Below are 16,393 nucleotides of genomic sequence, written 5' to 3'. Positions count from 1 at the left end.
ATGGCATACACCCAGGCACACCTCGCGGCTGTCGAAGGTGCGATTGCCCGTGGCGAACGCATCGTTCGCTACAGCGACCGCACCGTCGAGTATCGGACCGTGGACGAACTGATCAAAGCCCGAGATCTAATCCGCACCGAGCTGGCCCAGGCAACTGGCCGACGTTCTCGCGTGGTTCGGCTCTACCACGGAGGTAAGGGGTTGTGAGCGGCCGCTATATCTCCACGCGCTCTGGCCTGTTGGTACCGGAGCGCATCAAGGCCAGCTACGAGGGCGCCGCCGAAGGGCGGCGTTCCTCTAATTGGGATGCCCCTGATACGGGGCCAAACAGCCTGATCATGCCCGCCCTGCGCAACCTGCGTTCGCGCTCGCGGGCAGCGGTGCGCAACGACCCGTATGCGGGCAACATCATCGACAAACGGGTCAGCAACCTGATCGGTACCGGCATCACGCCTCAACCGCGCTTGCTCGACAAGGCGCTGCGCAAGGCGATGCAGGTGCTATGGGAGGATTGGGTGGACGAATCGGATGCGGATGAGCGCACCGACTTCTACGGTCAGCAGGCGCTGGTAGCACGGACGGTCGAGCAATCCGGTGAGTGTTTCGTCCGCTTGCGGCCACGCCGGCTGGAGGATGGACTGGCGGTCCCGTTGCAGGTGCAGTGCCTTGCACCTGAATTCGTCCCGCACGACAAGTTCGAAGTGACGCGGTCCGGCAACGTCATCCGCGCCGGGATCGAGTTCAACAGCATTGGACGACGCGTTGCTTACTGGTGCTACCGCAATCACCCAAGCGACAAGGCCTCGCTCAATGCCGGCTACAACCCGCTGGTGCGCGTCCCGGCCGAGCAGATGTTGCACATCTTCGAGCCCTTGGAGCCCGGCCAGTTGCGCGGTGTGCCTCGGCTCGCGCCGATCCTGAAGCGTCTGCGCAGCCTGGATAACTACGACGACGCGGTGCTGTTTCGCCAGGAAGTGGCGAACCTGTTCGCGGGCTTCGTTCGTAAGCCCGCCCCGGAAGGGCCAGGGCATCCGCCGATGGACATGCTGACCGGCGCACCGGTTGTCCATGACCGTGACGCGTTCACGCCGATGGTGGCGTTGGAGCCCGGCACCATGCAGGAACTCGGGCCGGGGGAACAGGTGGAGTTCTCCGATCCGCCCGATGGGGGCAACAACTACCCCGACTTCATGCGGCAGCAGCTGATGGCTGCAGCAGCCGGCGCAGGTCTGCCTTACGAGCTGATGACCGGTGACATGCGCGATGTGAACGATCGAGCGATTCGCGTGGTGCTCACTGAGTTTCGACGCCGGCTGGAGCAGTTGCAGTTCCAAGTGTACGTCCACCAGTTGTGTCGTCCTGTGCGAGCCGCATGGATGGACATGGCTGTGCTGGCCGGGGCGTTGGAACTGGACGACTACGTGTTGCGGCGGCGCGAATACCTGCGCACGCGGTGGGTGCCACAGGGCTGGGCCTACATCCATCCCGTTCAAGACGTTCAGTCGCGGATGCTCGAGGTGGGGGCGGGTTTCGCCTCGCGCACCGAGATGTGCCTTCGCTCAGGCACAGACGCGGAAATCGTGGACGAAGAGAACGCCGCAGATATCGCCCGGGCCAAGGACCTGGGCCTCAACTACAGCAGCTTGTCGGCCATCAAGGATGAGCCGGATGAGCCCGATGAGAAGGGGAAAACATGAAACCGTTGATGCCGTTCCGCATCTTCAACAAGGCCAAGCCCATGCCGCAGGTCGAGGATGGGCACTGGTACAAGATCGCTGCAGCCGCCGAGGGCGAGGCCGGGGCCAAGGTGATCGAAGTCTATGTCTACGGCGAGATTGGCGCATGGGGCATCACCGCGAACCAGTTCATTCAAGACCTCAAGGCGGTGGACGATGGCGTTTCGGAAGTGGTGGTGGCCTTCAATACCAACGGGGGTGATCTGTTCGAAGGCCTCGCGATTCACAATGCACTGAGCCGGCTGGGTGAGCGCTGCACCGGCCGGGTCGATGCCCTGGCGGCCAGTGCTGGCAGCGTGGCGGTATGTGGTGCGCACCGCGTGGTGATGGCATCGAATGCCATGCTGATGATCCACAACCCCTACACCTGGGTAGGCGGCGATGCCGAGGACCTTCGGCGCGTGGCGGATGTTCTCGACCAGGCGCTCGAGGCCATGATCGCTGCTTACAAGGCTAAGGCGCCGAATGTCGATGACGCTGAACTGCGGCGTCTGGTCGATGCGGAAACCTGGCTCACCGCCCAGGAGGCACTGGACCTGGGACTGGCCGACGAGATCGGCAACGGCATCAAGGTCCAGGCTTGCTTGGGGCAGGGGGCCACTCTGGCGCGGTACCGAAATACCCCGCAGGCGTTGTTGGATCAGCTCCAGGCCAGCCAGGCCGATCCAGAATCCCCGAGCGAGCCCGCTCCGGTCGATGAGCCCCCAGCTCCCAGCACGGCTAACTCAACGGCGTTGGCATTGATGATCACCCAGGCTTGTGCGAAAGCGGGCATCAGCAACCTGGTCGAACCGCTGATCGCATCGACCAAGCTGGCCGACGAAGCCACGGTCCAGGCAGCGTTGACTCGTGCCAAAGCCGTGCGAGAGCTCTGCGTAGCGGCGCGCTTGCCCGAGATGGCGGTCGAATATGTCGGCGCTGGCCTGGACGCGACCGTGGTTCGGGCGCGGCTGTTCGACAAGCTGGTCGGCTCGGGCAAGGGCTTCGAGATCGACAACACCCTTCCACCAGCTGCCGATGAGCCTGAGACAGTCCAGGCGAAGCTTCCAAACCCCAGCAACATTTGGTCTGCGCGACGGCAGGCCGCTCAACAACGCACCGGCAAAGGAGCCTAAGCATGAGCAAAACCTATGTGGAACCGGTGCATGCCGGTGAATTCCTGCTGTCCGAGGGCGCAGGAAAGATCTCCCGCGAAGTCATTGAGCTGGCGCCTGGTGCTGCCTTGGTAGCCGGCCAGCTTCTTGGGCAGCTCACTGCCTCCGGCCAATTCGCTCCGTACAACCCAGAGGCCGCTGACGGCAGCGAGACGGCCAAGTGCATCTTGTTTGCGTCCGTTGGTGAATCGGACGTAGCCCGGCGCGGGCGTGCGGTAGTGCGTTTGGCCGAGGTGAGCGAGGGGCTGCTGACGGGCCTCGACCTTGATGCCGAGAAAGCCCTGGCGGCGCAATTCATCATCGTTCGCTGATAGCGAGCCAACCCATTTTCAGCCCCGCCAAGTGCGGGGTTTTGCATTTCTGGAGGGCCTTCATGGCTGACATCGATATCTTTGAAGACAACGCTTTCTCGGTTCCCGCGCTCACTGCGGCGATCAACGAGCAGCCATTCGTGCCAGGGCGCCTGGCTGAACTGGGACTGTTCGAGGAAGAGGGCGTGACCACGGTGACCGTCCAGGTCGAGAAGGACGGCGACACTCTGGCCTTGGTGCCAGCGGGCGAGCGGGGTACTTCAGGGCTGGTGGTCAACGGTAGCAAGCGAATCCTGCTGCCATTCAATACCGTTCACCTGCCCGAGCGCTTCGCCATCAAGGCGGACGAGATCCAGGGCATCCGCGCCTTCGGTGAGCAAACTGAGCTGCAGGCGGTCCAGGACGTGGTCAACAAGCGTCTGGCGAAGGCCCGGCGGCAACTGGATGCCACGCATGAATTCCATCGCATGGGCGCGCTCAACGGCCACGTGCTGGATGCGGACGGCAAGACAGTGTTGCTCAATATCTATGCCCGCTTCGATCTTGATCCCATCGAGATCCCGATGGAGCTGACCAACCCGGACACCAATGTCCGGGTGAAATGCGTGGATGCGCTGGATGCCCAGGAGGAAGCCTTGGGCGCCGCTACCACCAGTGGCGCCCGGGCCTTCTGCGGTAAGAACTTCTGGCGAGCGCTGATCGGACACAAGAGCGTTGCGAAAACCTACGAGGGCACCCAGTACGCTGCGGCGTTGCGGGCTGACGGTCGCGAAACCTTCGAATTCGGCGGCATCACTTGGGAGCGCTACCGGGGCAAGGTTGGCGGAATCGCCTTTGTCGCGGACGACGAGGCGCGTCTGGTTCCAGAAGGTGTACCCGGCCTTTGCATCACTCGCTTCGCGCCGGCTGACTACATGGACACGGTCAACACCGAGGGCCTGCCGTACTACAGCCAGTTGGAAATGATGCCGTTCAAGAAAGGTGTGGCCGGTGAGGCCCAGTCGAACCCGCTGCACCTGGTGACCCGTCCTCGCGCCATTCTCCGCTTGAAGCTCTGACCATGGCTTTCCGGGACCTGATAACCGACGTCGACGCCACGGTGTTCGAGATCCTGGGCGATACGGTGCTGATCGAGGGGCGTGAGGTGCTGGGTATGTTCTCAGCCCCTTGGCTGCAGCCCAAGGTCGGCCAGATAAGAACCGCTTTGCGTGAGCCTCATCTGGTCATCCGCGTACAGGACAACATCGGCATCGAAGTGAAGCACAAGGTCTTCTTCGGCGTGCCCCCGGAGGATGGCGGCGGCAATTACCTCATCACCAGCATCGAGCCGGGTGGCGACGGCTTGGTGACGCTCATTCTGAGGAAGTCGTTATGAGTGTTGGCAGTTACCACAAGCAGTCGGCCAGCAGCGGGTTGATCTCGTTGCAGGCCAACCCGCAGGACGTGAAGGGCTTCAAGGACTTCGCGAAGCTGGTACCCAAGGCGGTGGCGGCGGCGCAGCGAAGGGCCGTGAGCAAGGTGCTTCGCTGGCTGCGCACGCATATAGCTCGCGATGTGGGCCGGCAGGAGCGGATCGCCATCGCTGCGGTGAGGCAGCGCCTCAAGGCTTTCCCAGTGTCCAGCAATGGCCAGGGGCGGCTGTGGTTTGGCATCAACCCCATTGAAGCCAGCCGAGCAGGCCGGCCCCGGCAGTCCCGCTCGGGCGTGTCGGTTGCTGGTCGCCGCTATCAGGGGGCGTTCTTCAAGCGGGTATATGGCGGTAGCCCGGATATCTGGATCCGCACGGCCAGCAAGCACTTCGATGCGAAGGACTACCCGGACAGTGAGGTTTCAGGTCGGGGAGGGCGCCGGACGGGGTGGGTTGCCGAGAACGACAGTCGCTTCCCCTTGGCCAAGGCCAAGATCTCGCTGGAGGAGGTCCGGCCGCATTTTGAGGCCTGGACCAATCGAGCGCATGAACGGCTGCTGGTGGTGATGGAGCAGGAGCTGAACTTCGAGCTGCAGAAATACCTACGGAGGACAGGCAATGGATGACGGGCCGATTCCGCTCGGTGCGGTGTACACCGCTATTGAGGAACACATCAAGAAGGCGATCCCCGGCCTGGCCTATGTCGGGACCATGCCGGAGGGTATCCAAGTGGTCACCCCACCAGCGGTGGTGCTTGAGCTGGTTGGGTTTGGGGACGCCGACAAGGACCCAGGCACCGGCGAGGTCGCAGTCGAGGCTCGTTTCGAGGCGCGGGTCATCGTCGGGCAGGAGGAGCCCAACTGCTTGCATGTCGCAGCATTCGTTGCGGCGCAGTTGGCGGTGCTTTTGCGCATGCAGTCCTGGGGCCTTCTGGTTGAGTTTGCTGAGTTTGTGCGGGCGGAGAGGGACTGGAGCCGTCCTGAGCTGGATAGCTTCGCGGTTTGGGTCGTCGAATGGACGCAGATCATCTACCTGGGCGAAGAAGAGTGGCCATGGCCCCGAGAGCCTGGCCCAGTGAAGTTCGCCTTCGACCCTGACAGTGGCCCCGGCAACGAGGACCAGTATCGAGAACCGGAGGCGCTGGCATGAGTTACGCGGCAGCGCAAATGGATCGCATGCTGGCCGGCTTGGTGGTCCCCTGTTATGTCGTAGCGGTCGACCTCACCGCCGCCAGGGTGCGGGTAACCGACGGCGGCGCCTGGACCAGTGCCTGGGTTCGCTGGCATGCCCAAGCCGCCGGCAAGGCCCGCCACTGGCGAGCGCCGAGCCTGGGCGAGCAAGGCGTGCTAGTAAGCCCGAGCGGCGAGCCCGCACAAGGGACGTTCGTTACAGGATTGTACGGCAACGCCGGCCCGCCGCCGGACAATCGCGATCATGTCGAGGTGTGGCGGTTCGACGATGGCGGCTCCCTGGTCTACGACTGGGCGGCCAATAGCTACACCATCAAGCTGCCCAGTGGCACGGTCAACATCGAGGTCGGCAGCAGCAAGGCGGTTATCACCGGCACCGCGATCAATGCCGAGTCGGCCGCGATCAAGGCCAAGGCGCCAGTCATCACCCTGGAAGGCAGCGTGGAGATTGTCGGGCCGCTACGCGTAACGGGCGACATCCTCGGCCTCGGGAAAATCATCGACACCGCCGGCAACACGGCGAATCACAAGCACTGACAGCCCGCATTCGCGGGCTTTGTCTTTTCTGGAGCATCACTTATGGCAGTCAAGAAACTCGCCGCGACTGACGCGGCAACGGATGCGGACGAATCCGCAGTTGTACCTGGTGCCAACGGCGCCGAGCCGGCCGGCGTGACCTTCACCGACCGCGCTTTCACCTCGCGCTCGCTGTTCCTGCAGGCCGGTGACGACCTGCGCGAGTTCAAGGTGAAGGCTGGCCGCGTGACCGTCCAGGCCGACGACGCCGAGGCGCTGGCGTTCCTGCGTGACCATGCCGACCTGCAGCAGCTGGACGGCTAAGCATGATTGGCCTGGACCGCAGGACCGGCCAGCAATCCACCGGCCTCGATCATCTGAAACAGTCGATTGAGGACATCCTGACCACGCCTCTGGGCAGCCGTCGCATGCGGCCGGAATACGGCTGCAACCTGCGCCGCTTTGTCGACCTGCCGGTTAACGAGGGATGGAAAAGCGCTGTGCAGGCCGAGGTCGCCCGCGCCCTGGGCCGCTGGGAGCCGCGCCTGCAGCTGGAGCGGGTCAAGGTCGTTTCGGTGCTCAATGGCCAGATCGGCCTGTTGTTGACGGGCCAGTACCTGGGTAGCTCGGCCGTTGTGGAGGTGAGCGCATGATTGACCTGTCTTTACTGCCCCCGCCCGATGTGGTGGAAACCCTAGAGTTTGAGACGCTGTATCAGGAGGTGCTTGGCATCTTCCGCGCCCATATGGACGACCAGTGGACGGCGCTGCTCGAGTCCGACCCGGTGGTCAAGCTGATGGAGGTCATGGCCTACCGTGAGCTAGTCATGCGTGCCCGTGTCAACGCGGCGGCCAAGGCTAGCTTGCTGGCCTACGCCAAGCGCGCCGACCTGGACAACCGCGCGGCCGACTACGGTGTGCAGCGCTTGACGATTCGCGCGGCTGATCCCGACGCGGTGCCGCCGGTGGAAGCAGTGATGGAAGACGACGAGGCGCTGCGCTACCGCACGCGCCTGTCGCTAGAGGCGCTGTCTGTTGCCGGCAGCAGCGGGGCATACGAGTATCACGCGCTGAGTTCATCGGCCGAGCTGGTGCACGTTTCGGTCGATTCGCCCCGGTTTTCCGGGGTGGCGGTGCCAGCTGCGGTTAAGGCGCAGCTGCCGGCCGGGGCCATTGTCGTGGTCTGTGACTACGACGCCGGCTTGGCCAATCCGCTACCTGGCGATGTGTCGCTGGCGGTACTGGCCCGACCGGCAAGCACCGTGCCTGAGGCGCAACTGGTGGCCACCGTCCTCAAAGCGCTGTCGGCCGAGGATGTGCGCCCGGTGACGGATCGGCCGCGCGTGCAGGGCGGCATCCCTAGCGACTTCCAGGTGGAGGCGGTGCTGTGGGTCGAGGACGGGCCAGACCCTGACGTTGTCCTTGCTGCAGCCAGGGCCAGCCTGGACAAGGCCATTGCGGCCGCGCGTCGGCTGGAGGGGCAGCTGCCCGTATCGGCTGCCTACGCAGCGTTACACGTAACGGGAATCAGCCGTGTCGACCTGGTCAAGCCGGTGGAAGGGGTGGTGTGTGACAAGCGGCATTATCCGCGCGCCACGTCCATTGCCTTGACCACCAAGGTGGTCACATGAGCCTGTTACCGCACAACGCCACGCTGCTGGAGCGCGCGCTGGAGCGCGCCGGCGAGTTCGGCGTTGACCCGGACATTATCCGGGGTGTGGCCGACTCGGCACGCTGCCCGCCCAACTTCCTGCCCTGGCTGGGCTGGGCGCTCAAGGTCGACGGCTGGGAGGCCGCTTACACCGATGACCAGCGCCGCGCGCTGAGCAGCGAGGCGATCCCTGTTCACAAGACCAAGGGTACCGTCGGCGCAATCCGGCGGGTGCTCAAGGCGGTGCGGGTCAATGCGGAGTTTAAGGAGTGGCACCAGATACCGAATGCCGCCCCGTACACATTCCAGGTCACGGCCTGGGCCAATGACAACCGGGAGGGCGAGGGTTCGATTATCTCGCCCGAGCTGGGCGCGCGTTTGCGTGCCCTGGTCGACGCGGCGAAGAACGAGCGCAGCCATTACGAGTTTCGGCTGGGAGCGCGCTTCGATGGCGGCCTGGTGCTCGGCAACGCCTTTCAGGCGCGGGCCGTGCAGCACCGCTCCATGGATGCCCAGGCGGTGCCCTTCGACCCCATGGCGCAGACGGTGCTGTTTGCCAATGCGCTCAACGCGTCCAGCGTATCCCGGCGATTTGCCGAGGCGCAGGGCGTACCCATTCAAGCAGAAGGTGCCCCGTTGGTGGCCAACTCCGCGCATGTGCGCACGGTCGTGCGGGGCTACATGGAGGCTGTTCTATGAGTACAGGCTTGCAACCTGTCATCACCAAGGCCGGCCTGGCGGCGATCCTGACGGCAACGAAAACCGGCCTCTCGGCTGAGATTAGCCATATCGCCTTGGGCAGCCAGGCCTACACCCCGAGCGCCGAGCAGAAGACCCTGCGCAACGAGGTGGCGCGCTTCCCGATTTCCAGCGGCGAGAAGCTGAGTAGCACGCTGTTGCACCTGACCGCTGTCGCCGATGGCGCGACAGCGTACTGGGTGCGCGAGGTCGGCATTTTCCTTAAGGACGGCACCCTGCTGGCGGTCTGGTCGCACCTGACCGAAGCGCTGGCCTACAAGGCCGCCAACATCGACCTGTTGCTGGCCTACGACCTGTCACTGGCGGCGCTGCCAGCGGACAGCGTGACCATCACCAGCACGGCCGCCGGCCTCAACCTGACGCTGGCCGAACCCTTGGCCGTGCAGGCCACGGCGCTCATTGCCGAGCAGCTGCGCACCCTGCAGCAGAACGACCGCCTGGTTGCCCAGGAGCGCCTGCAGGCGATATCTGAGGAGCAAATCAGCGGTCTGCTGGCCCGTATGGCTGCTGCTGAGAAAACCGCCACCGAAACGCGCGACAGCTTGCTGAGCGCGACGGTAGCCAATGCCACCGGCCTGATGGCCCTTCAATATACCGTTGTCCAACACTTGTACGGATCATAACCATGAGCCTTGAAACTGAAATCGCTGCGCTGGTCGCGGCAAACAACAAGCTGATCGACTATTTCGGCGGCAAAAAGGCTGCGATTGACGCTGCCGTGTCGGCAGCGGTAGCGGCAGCACCGTCGATTGTTCGTGCCTACTGGGTGGACTCGCAGCTGGGCGACGACAACGCGGTCGGCACCGAGGCCAGCCCGTTCAAGACCCTGCAGCGGGCGGTCGATGCAACCCCTGACGGCGGGCGGGTTACGGCGTGGCTGGCCAGGGACTATGTACTCGATAAGAGCGTCACCACTGCAGGTCGTCAGTTGATCGTTGCAGGTGTGGCTGGGTCGGGGCGAAAGCTGATTTGCAATGAGTTTCTGCCGGAGGGCAGCGACCAGCTGACTCGCATGGGGTCGTTCTGGATGTCGAACGGCTCGACCCTGCAGTTGCTTAACGTGACGGTCAGTCTCCCGGCCTCGAGCGCCGGTGATCTGAGTGCCTATTACGCGCTCGCTTTTGCCAGCGGCTCGTCGGCCCCGATCCTTATGCAGGTGCGCATGTACAACTGCACACTGGAGCTGCGCGGCACTTTCCGGGGCAGGCTGATCGGGCCGGGCTCGGCACTTATTGCGTTGTCGATGACCGGTACGGCGGTGCCTTCGGCCCTCAATGGCTCGCTGTTCGTGGGTATCGCAGCGGGCACTCTGTCCAAGGATTTGGGCCACATCATCACCAACCTGTCGAGCCTGTGAGTCGATCATGCAAAAAACCTTTTTGAACGTCGTTTACGGCGAGACCAACTACAACGGCTTCGACTTCGAGGCGCTTCCCATTGGCGCGGCGCTGCTGGTGGCCCAGCAGCAGATCGAGAAGGCGGCCGACCAGGCGCTGGCAGCGGTGCTGGGCGATCCGCTGCGCGCCATCGAGAACCAGCTGGCCGAGAGCGAGGCGAAGGCCTTCAAGCTGGCGGGTTACGACGGTGAGGTGCCATTGACCGTACAGGCCGTGGTCGATGCCCAGGGCGTCGAGCCCATGGACGCGGCCGAGTCGATCCTGCAGGAGGCGCAGGCGTGGCACACGGCTGTATGCGCAATCCGTGCAGCCCGCCTCAAAGGCAGTGTCGAGGTGCTCAAGGCGACTACCCATGCGCAGGCTGAAACCTACGCCGACGAGGCGATCAACGCCATCCGTGCGAGCGTGCCGGGCGCCGTCTGACCCCTCGCCGCATTCCCTTGAGCGCCCCGTTTTCGGGGCGTTTTCGTTTCTGTTGGGCCGCCGCGTGCGGCCCATTCTTTTGGAGCTATCCCATGGCTGGATTTTTTCACGGCGTTACCGTAACGAACGTCGACACTGGCGCGCGCAACGTCGCGCTGCCGTCTTCCTCGATCATCGGCCTGGTCGACACCTTTACCGAGGGCGCGAACGTCTCGGCCAAGGTCGGCGACCTGTTACTGATTACCAACGAGCGCGAGGCCGTCGCCGCGTTCGGTGCCGACGCTGCCATCACCAAGGCCTGCCGGGCGATCTATGCGCGTTCCAAGGCCGTTATCGTTGCTTCGGGGGTGACCAAGGTTGCCGACGCGGCCGCGCAGACTTCCGCGATCATTGGCGGGGTACAGGCCAGCGGCAAGCGTACCGGCCTGCAGGCGCTGCTGGACGGCAAGAGCCGTTTCAATGCCCAACCGCGCCTGATCGTCGCGCCCAAGCACAGCGCGACCCTGGCGGTGGCCACCGCCATGGACTCCATTGCGGCCAAGCTGCGCGCAGTGGCGATCATCGACGGCCCCAACACTACTGACGAAGCGGCGACCGCCTACGCCAAGTCGTTCGGCTCCAAGCGCATTTACATGGTCGATCCGGGCGTGCAGGTGTGGGACACCGCTACCAACGCGACCATCGACGCGCCGGCCTCGGCGTGGGCTGCAGGCGTGTTCGCCTGGACCGACAGTGAGTATGGCTTCTGGTCCTCGCCATCGAACAAAGAGTTCGTCGGCATCACCGGCACCACCCGCGCCATCGAGTATCTGGACGGCGACGAGACGTGCCGGGCCAACCTGCTCAACAACGCCAATATCGCGACCATCATTCGTGATGACGGATTCCGCCTGTGGGGTAACCGCACGCTGTCGAGCGATCCGAAGTGGGCGTTCGTCACCCGCGTGCGAACCATGGACATGGTCATGGACGCGATCCTGTACGGCCACAAGTGGGCGGTGGACCGGGGCATTACCTCGACCTATATCCGCGACGTAACCGAAGGCTTGCAGGCATTCATGCGCGACCTGAAAGCCCAGGGCGCCATCATCAACTTCGAGGTCTACGCCGACCCGGTGCTCAACACGGCGAGCCAGCTGGAGCAGGGCAAGGTGTACTGGAACATCCGTTTCACCGACGTTCCGCCGGCCGAAAACCCGAATTTCCGTATCGAAGTCACCAATCAATGGCTGACCGAAGTCCTCGACCAAGTCGCGTAAGGAGCGCATCCCATGGCAATGATTCCCGAAACTCTGGCCAACATGAACCTGTTCGTGGATGGCGTCAGCTTCCAAGGCGATGTTCCCAGCCTGACCCTGCCCAAGCTCACGCTGAAAATGGAGGAGCACCGGCCCGGTGGCATGGATATGCCGATTGAGATGGATGTGGGCATGGACAAGATGGAGTCCAACTTCACCACCACTGGCGTGCGCAAAGAGTCCCTGAAATTCTTCGGCCTGGCTGACGGCAACGCGTTCAACGGGACGTTCCGAGGTTCGTTCAAGGGCCAGCGGGGCGAGACCAAAGCGGTGATCGTCACTCAGCGCGGCACCCTGAAAGAGCTGGATATGGGGGACTGGAAGCCGGGCGACAAGGCTGAGTTCAAGCACTCCGTGGCGTTGACCTATTACAAGCTCGAGGTCGGTGGTGAGGTCATCTATGAGATCGATCCAGTGGCAATGAAGCGCGTCATCAACGGTGTCGACCAGTTGGCCAGCCAGCGCCGCGACCTCGGCCTGTAATCCCCTGCAACCCTTCCGTATTCCTTTCCGATTCAAGGACACCGAGTCATGAGCAAGCCAGCACCGAAGTACCTCAAGCTGACCGCTGAAAATGTCATCGTCACCCTGACCAAGCCAACCGAGATGAATGGTATCAAGGTGGACACGATCACCCTGCGCGCGCCGACCGTGCGCGATATGCGCATGTCCAGCCAAACCTCGGATGGCGACGACGAGCAACGCGAATTGAACCTGTTCGCCTCCCTGGCCGAGGTCAGTATCAAGGACCTGGAGGGCCTGACCTACAAGGATTACAACCGTATCTCGACCGGTTACACCTTTCTGGTGCGAGAGGACGAACTGTAATCCCGAAAGCATGAGGGCCGCCGCCAAGCGACTGGCGGCCGAGCTGAATTTCTCGGCCGAGGAAATCATGACCATGTCCTATGCCGACGTGGTCTGGTGGCTTACAGATTGAGCTTTGCATAGGGGGCTCCGGTGGCGAACAAACTAGCGTTAGCGCTGGTGATCGGCGGCACGGTCGCCTCATCGGTAGGCGCCGCATTCAAAACGGTTGAAAACGGCATCCAGAGGTTGGAGGCCAAGGGCAACAGGGCCAAGGTGCTGAAAAGCACGATTGGCGAAACCATCAAGCTTCGGGAGGAGTGGAAGCGCGCCCACGACAGTGGGGCCGCCGGCGCCGACAAGCTGTTGCGCAAGCTGAACGGCAACCTTGAGGCGCTGCGCAACCAGGGCGTCGAAGTCGGGCGCCTTAAGCGTGAGTATGAGCGCCTTGGCCGCGAAGCTCGTGCCGCCGGTCTGCAGATGAAGGGCCACCAGCAGTTGCAAGCGGGCAAGGAATCGCTCAAGTCGAACGTAGGGAAGGCAGTGGCCGCCACGGCCGCTGTCGCTGCGCCGACGATGATCAGCGCGAATTACCAGGCGATCATCCGCGACATTGCGATCAAGGCTGACATTGCCAACAAGCCCCAGGAGCAGCAGCTAACCCGGACGGTGATCGACACGGCGGCCGATACCGGCATGGCCCGTAACGGCGTTGCCGACCTGGTCAACCAGCTGGTCGGCGCCGGCATGGAGCTGGACAAGGCGCTGGCCTATGCCCCGGTGGCAGCAAAGTTTGCCATCGGTCAAGGCGCGTCGGGTGTTGATACGGCGTCCATGATTCAGGCGCTGGAGCAAAACGCCAAGATCAGCGACCCGAAAGTCATGCAGCAGGCGCTGGAGGCCATCGCCTACCAGGGCCAGGCGGGCAGCTTCGAGGCCAGCGACATGGCCCGATGGTTTCCGCAGTTGCTGGCCAACATGGAGAAAAACGGGATCACCGGGCTGGACGCGGTGACATCGCTGGGCTCCATGCTGCAGGTGCAGATGAAGACTGCCGGCAGTTCTGACGAGGCTGCCAACAACCTCAAGAACTGGATGGAGAAAATCGGTTCCGGCGAGGTGGTTAAGGCCTACAAAGACGCCGGTATTGATTATCAGGCTTCGCTGAATACCGGCCTGCAGAAGGGTATGAACGTCATTGAGGCGTCCATGGCCCTGGCCATGAAGTACGTTGAAAAGACCGACCCGGACAAGGCCAAGAAGATCGAGGCGGCCAAGGCGCAGATCGACAAGGAGGTCGACCCGGAGAAGGCTAGGGCAGCACTGGACGCCTTGGAGAAGACACTGCGTACCGGCGATATCTTTGCCGACATGCAGGTCAAGGCGGCGCTGACCGCCTACGGGCAAAATCGGGGACTGTATGACGAGCTGAAGGCCAACTCTGCCAACGCGCAGAAGGTCGGCGGCATCCTCGACAAGAACTTGGCCGAGCGCCGCGAAACCTCGGCCCAGCAATGGGCAGAGACGGTACAGGCGGCTGACGATGCAATGCGCAGCATTGGCGATGCCATCCGCCCGGCCACTGACATGGCGGCCAAAGGGCTTACTGCAGTAGCTCAAGGCATCACCAGGCTGTCGGACGGGTTCCCGGCGGTTGTGATGGGTATTGGCGGCATTGTGGCCGCCATTCTGGCGTTCAAGACAGCGTCCAGTGCGTTCAAGATCGGGCGGGGTGTGCTCAATATCGCGCGCGGCCGCCGGCTGGGGCGTGCCGCTCATCAAGACAATGCGATCACAGACTTGCCTAAAACTGGCAGCAAGGTGGTCGACGCTGGTCTGGGTGTATTGGGTAAGGTGTTTGCATCTCGCTCGACAGGTGCCGAACCGGCCAATGATCCAGTAGTGGGCGGTAACGACCCGCAGCGCGTGTTTGTGGTTAATGCCGATGCCTTCGGCAAGATCGGTGGCGCTGTCGCCAATAGCGGCCCTGCCGCGCCTGCCAGGGGGAGTCGCAGAAGTCGTCGTCGCGAACGCCGTCGAGCGAAGAAAGGCGAGCCAGCTCGGCCGGCTGTAAAGGCCGACCCGCCTCCGGTACCTGCCGCTAAATCATCGAGGCTGCCGGTGGCCGCGACCGTGTTGGCTGAAAGCAACGAGCTGGGAAAAGTCGCTCGCTCGGTTCGAGGAGTTGCACGCCTCGCAAGGCGTTTACCCGGCGGCAATGTCGTGGATGCGGGCGCCGCGGCGATCGATGTGGCACTCAACGCAACGACTAAGGACGAAAAGGCCGAAGGCTACGGTGGAGCCGCTGGTAGCCTGGCAGGCACACTTGCAGGAGCAGCTGCAGGCGCTGCCATCGGTTCGGTGGTACCCGTTATCGGGACGGCTGTTGGCGGCGCTGTTGGTGCTGTGTTGGGCGGCATGGGTGGCGAGTCGTTCGGCGGCTGGCTCGGCAAGCGTTGGTTTGGTGATGAGCAAGGCGAAAGGGAGGACAGGGAGGTTGCCCCCGGGGCGGATGCTGCGGAGCGTGATCAGGTTAAGCCTCTTCCGCCGGCGACCGCACCGGTTGTGGTGCCGCCTGCAGCAGCTCCTGTAGCACACGTGACAGCGCCCAAGGCAACGCCGGCCGCGCCTGTGGTGGTTGGCAGCCGGGATCCGGTCGTCGCGCCATCGCCGGCACCGGCGGCGCCGACCTTGGGCGATGTCGTGCGTGCCCAGGCCAAGCCTGTTCCGCCAGCTGCCGCGCCGGTGGTGGTACCGCCTGCAGCAGCGCCTGCAGTACGGGTGACCGCGCCCGAGGCAACGCCGACCGCGCCTCTGGTGGTCGACAACCGGGAGTCGGTCGCCGCGCCATTGCCGGCGCCGGCGGCGCCCGCCCTAGGCGATGCCGTGCGTGCCGAGTCCAAGCCTGTTCCGCCGGCGGCCGCGCCGGTGGTGGTACCACCTGCAGCGGCGCCTGCAGTACGGGTTACCGCGCCCAAGGCAGCGCCGACTGCACCTGTGGTGGTCGACCGCCGAGAGCCGGTCGCCGCGCCACTGCCAGCACCGGCGGCGCCCGCCCTGGGCGATGCCGTGCGTGCCCAGTCCAAGCCTGTTCCGCCGGCGGCCGCGCCGGTGGTGGTACCACCTGCAGCAGCGCCTGCAGTACGGGTTACCGCGCCCGAGGCAACGCCGACCGCGCCTGTGGTGGTCGACCGCCGCGAGCCGGTCGCCGCGCCACTGCCAGCACCGGCAGCGCCTGCCCTGGGTGATGCCGTGCGCAACCAGCCCAAGCCCAGCATGCCGGCCCCTGCGCCGCTGCTGGTCAAGCCAGTGGTCATGCCGGCGGCGCGTGCGCCGATGGCCCAGGCGGCGACGGTGATGCCCCTGGTGCTGGTCGTACCGGCACCCAAGGTCGCCCAGAGCGTACCCGCTCAAGCAGCCCCCCAGCCGGCACCCCGGCCGGACGGGCTGGGCGATGTGGTGCGCGACATGGTGGCCAAGGCGAAACCGCCGGCACCCCTATTGCCCGAGCCGGAAAAGCCGGCCAAGGCGGTCACGGTCAAGCCGCCGCCGCCGAAGGTGGATATGACGTTTACCTTCGCGCCGCATATGCCCATCACGGTGCATGGTGAAGTCAAGGAACCCGATCAGGTGGTGCGCGAGATTGAAGCGCCATTGCGTCGTAAGTTCGATGAATGGACGCGTGAAGTGCAGGCCCGCATGGCATCGGTGCAGCTGTACGACCAACCACACGTTTAAGGAGGG

General features: G+C 63.9%; 20 protein-coding genes. All 20 read left to right on the top strand.

Annotated features, from left to right (window positions below; translation table 11 throughout):
• The 20 genes from DM807_RS24150 (at nucleotide 1) to DM807_RS24055 (ending at nucleotide 16,387) form a co-directional block, all read left to right on the top strand.
• Complete coding sequence (locus DM807_RS24150; protein WP_179028038.1) at nucleotides 1-207, top strand: phage head-tail joining protein; 207 nt, start codon at nucleotides 1-3, stop codon at nucleotides 205-207.
• On the top strand, nucleotides 204-1,697 hold the full coding sequence (locus DM807_RS24145) for a phage portal protein (protein ID WP_179028037.1): 1,494 nt from the start codon (nucleotides 204-206) through the stop codon (nucleotides 1,695-1,697). Before DM807_RS24150 ends, DM807_RS24145 begins: the two co-directional genes overlap by 4 nt.
• Nucleotides 1,694-2,851, top strand: coding sequence for a head maturation protease, ClpP-related (locus DM807_RS24140; RefSeq protein WP_179028036.1), 1,158 nt, complete (start codon nucleotides 1,694-1,696; stop codon nucleotides 2,849-2,851). The genes DM807_RS24145 and DM807_RS24140 overlap by 4 nt, the downstream gene beginning before the upstream one ends.
• 2 nt (nucleotides 2,852-2,853) lie before the next feature.
• Nucleotides 2,854-3,201, top strand: coding sequence for a head decoration protein (locus DM807_RS24135; protein ID WP_019096806.1), 348 nt, complete (start codon nucleotides 2,854-2,856; stop codon nucleotides 3,199-3,201).
• Nucleotides 3,202-3,263: 62 nt separating this feature from the next.
• Complete coding sequence (locus DM807_RS24130; protein ID WP_179028035.1) at nucleotides 3,264-4,259, top strand: major capsid protein; 996 nt, start codon at nucleotides 3,264-3,266, stop codon at nucleotides 4,257-4,259.
• A 2-nt stretch (nucleotides 4,260-4,261) separates the two neighbouring features.
• Nucleotides 4,262-4,576, top strand: coding sequence for a head-tail joining protein (locus DM807_RS24125; protein WP_108481763.1), 315 nt, complete (start codon nucleotides 4,262-4,264; stop codon nucleotides 4,574-4,576).
• A complete protein-coding gene (locus DM807_RS24120; RefSeq protein ID WP_179028034.1) occupies nucleotides 4,573-5,235 on the top strand; it encodes a hypothetical protein in 663 nt (220 codons plus the stop codon). The genes DM807_RS24125 and DM807_RS24120 overlap by 4 nt, the downstream gene beginning before the upstream one ends.
• Nucleotides 5,228-5,758, top strand: coding sequence for a hypothetical protein (locus DM807_RS24115; RefSeq protein ID WP_179028033.1), 531 nt, complete (start codon nucleotides 5,228-5,230; stop codon nucleotides 5,756-5,758). Before DM807_RS24120 ends, DM807_RS24115 begins: the two co-directional genes overlap by 8 nt.
• Nucleotides 5,755-6,336 carry a phage baseplate assembly protein V gene (locus DM807_RS24110; protein WP_179028032.1) on the top strand — a complete coding sequence of 194 codons (582 nt, stop codon included), beginning with the start codon at nucleotides 5,755-5,757 and terminating at the stop codon, nucleotides 6,334-6,336. Before DM807_RS24115 ends, DM807_RS24110 begins: the two co-directional genes overlap by 4 nt.
• A gap of 42 nt (nucleotides 6,337-6,378) precedes the next feature.
• Nucleotides 6,379-6,639, top strand: a complete 261-nt coding sequence (locus tag DM807_RS24105; protein ID WP_179028031.1) for a hypothetical protein — start codon at nucleotides 6,379-6,381, stop codon at nucleotides 6,637-6,639.
• Between the two features lie 2 nt (nucleotides 6,640-6,641).
• Nucleotides 6,642-6,968: a GPW/gp25 family protein gene (locus DM807_RS24100; protein WP_179028030.1), complete on the top strand. Its 327-nt coding sequence runs from the start codon at nucleotides 6,642-6,644 to the stop codon at nucleotides 6,966-6,968.
• On the top strand, nucleotides 6,965-7,945 hold the full coding sequence (locus DM807_RS24095) for a baseplate assembly protein (protein WP_179028029.1): 981 nt from the start codon (nucleotides 6,965-6,967) through the stop codon (nucleotides 7,943-7,945). The genes DM807_RS24100 and DM807_RS24095 overlap by 4 nt, the downstream gene beginning before the upstream one ends.
• The gene (locus DM807_RS24090) at nucleotides 7,942-8,664 is read left to right on the top strand and encodes a phage tail protein I (RefSeq protein ID WP_179028028.1); all 723 of its coding nucleotides are present in this window, start codon (nucleotides 7,942-7,944) and stop codon (nucleotides 8,662-8,664) included. The genes DM807_RS24095 and DM807_RS24090 overlap by 4 nt, the downstream gene beginning before the upstream one ends.
• Nucleotides 8,661-9,347, top strand: coding sequence for a phage tail-collar fiber domain-containing protein (locus tag DM807_RS24085; protein WP_179028027.1), 687 nt, complete (start codon nucleotides 8,661-8,663; stop codon nucleotides 9,345-9,347). The genes DM807_RS24090 and DM807_RS24085 overlap by 4 nt, the downstream gene beginning before the upstream one ends.
• Nucleotides 9,348-9,349: 2 nt before the next feature.
• Entirely contained in the window at nucleotides 9,350-10,081 is a 732-nt protein-coding gene (locus DM807_RS24080; protein ID WP_179028026.1) for a hypothetical protein, read from the top strand.
• Nucleotides 10,082-10,088: 7 nt separating this feature from the next.
• A complete protein-coding gene (locus DM807_RS24075) occupies nucleotides 10,089-10,544 on the top strand; it encodes a hypothetical protein (RefSeq protein WP_179028025.1) in 456 nt (151 codons plus the stop codon).
• A 92-nt stretch (nucleotides 10,545-10,636) separates the two neighbouring features.
• Entirely contained in the window at nucleotides 10,637-11,803 is a 1,167-nt protein-coding gene (locus DM807_RS24070) for a phage tail sheath subtilisin-like domain-containing protein (protein ID WP_179028024.1), read from the top strand.
• A 12-nt stretch (nucleotides 11,804-11,815) separates the two neighbouring features.
• Entirely contained in the window at nucleotides 11,816-12,325 is a 510-nt protein-coding gene (locus tag DM807_RS24065) for a phage major tail tube protein (RefSeq protein WP_179028023.1), read from the top strand.
• A gap of 48 nt (nucleotides 12,326-12,373) precedes the next feature.
• Nucleotides 12,374-12,670, top strand: coding sequence for a phage tail assembly protein (locus DM807_RS24060; protein ID WP_179028022.1), 297 nt, complete (start codon nucleotides 12,374-12,376; stop codon nucleotides 12,668-12,670).
• A 132-nt stretch (nucleotides 12,671-12,802) separates the two neighbouring features.
• Complete coding sequence (locus DM807_RS24055) at nucleotides 12,803-16,387, top strand: phage tail tape measure protein (protein WP_179028021.1); 3,585 nt, start codon at nucleotides 12,803-12,805, stop codon at nucleotides 16,385-16,387.
• The last annotated feature ends 6 nt before the right edge of the window (nucleotides 16,388-16,393 follow it).

Origin of the sequence: Pseudomonas hunanensis, from assembly GCF_013393325.1 — a bacterium.
In the GTDB taxonomy this organism is placed as follows: domain Bacteria; phylum Pseudomonadota; class Gammaproteobacteria; order Pseudomonadales; family Pseudomonadaceae; genus Aquipseudomonas; species Aquipseudomonas putida_P.
This window is presented reverse-complemented; position numbering and strand designations above follow the sequence as displayed.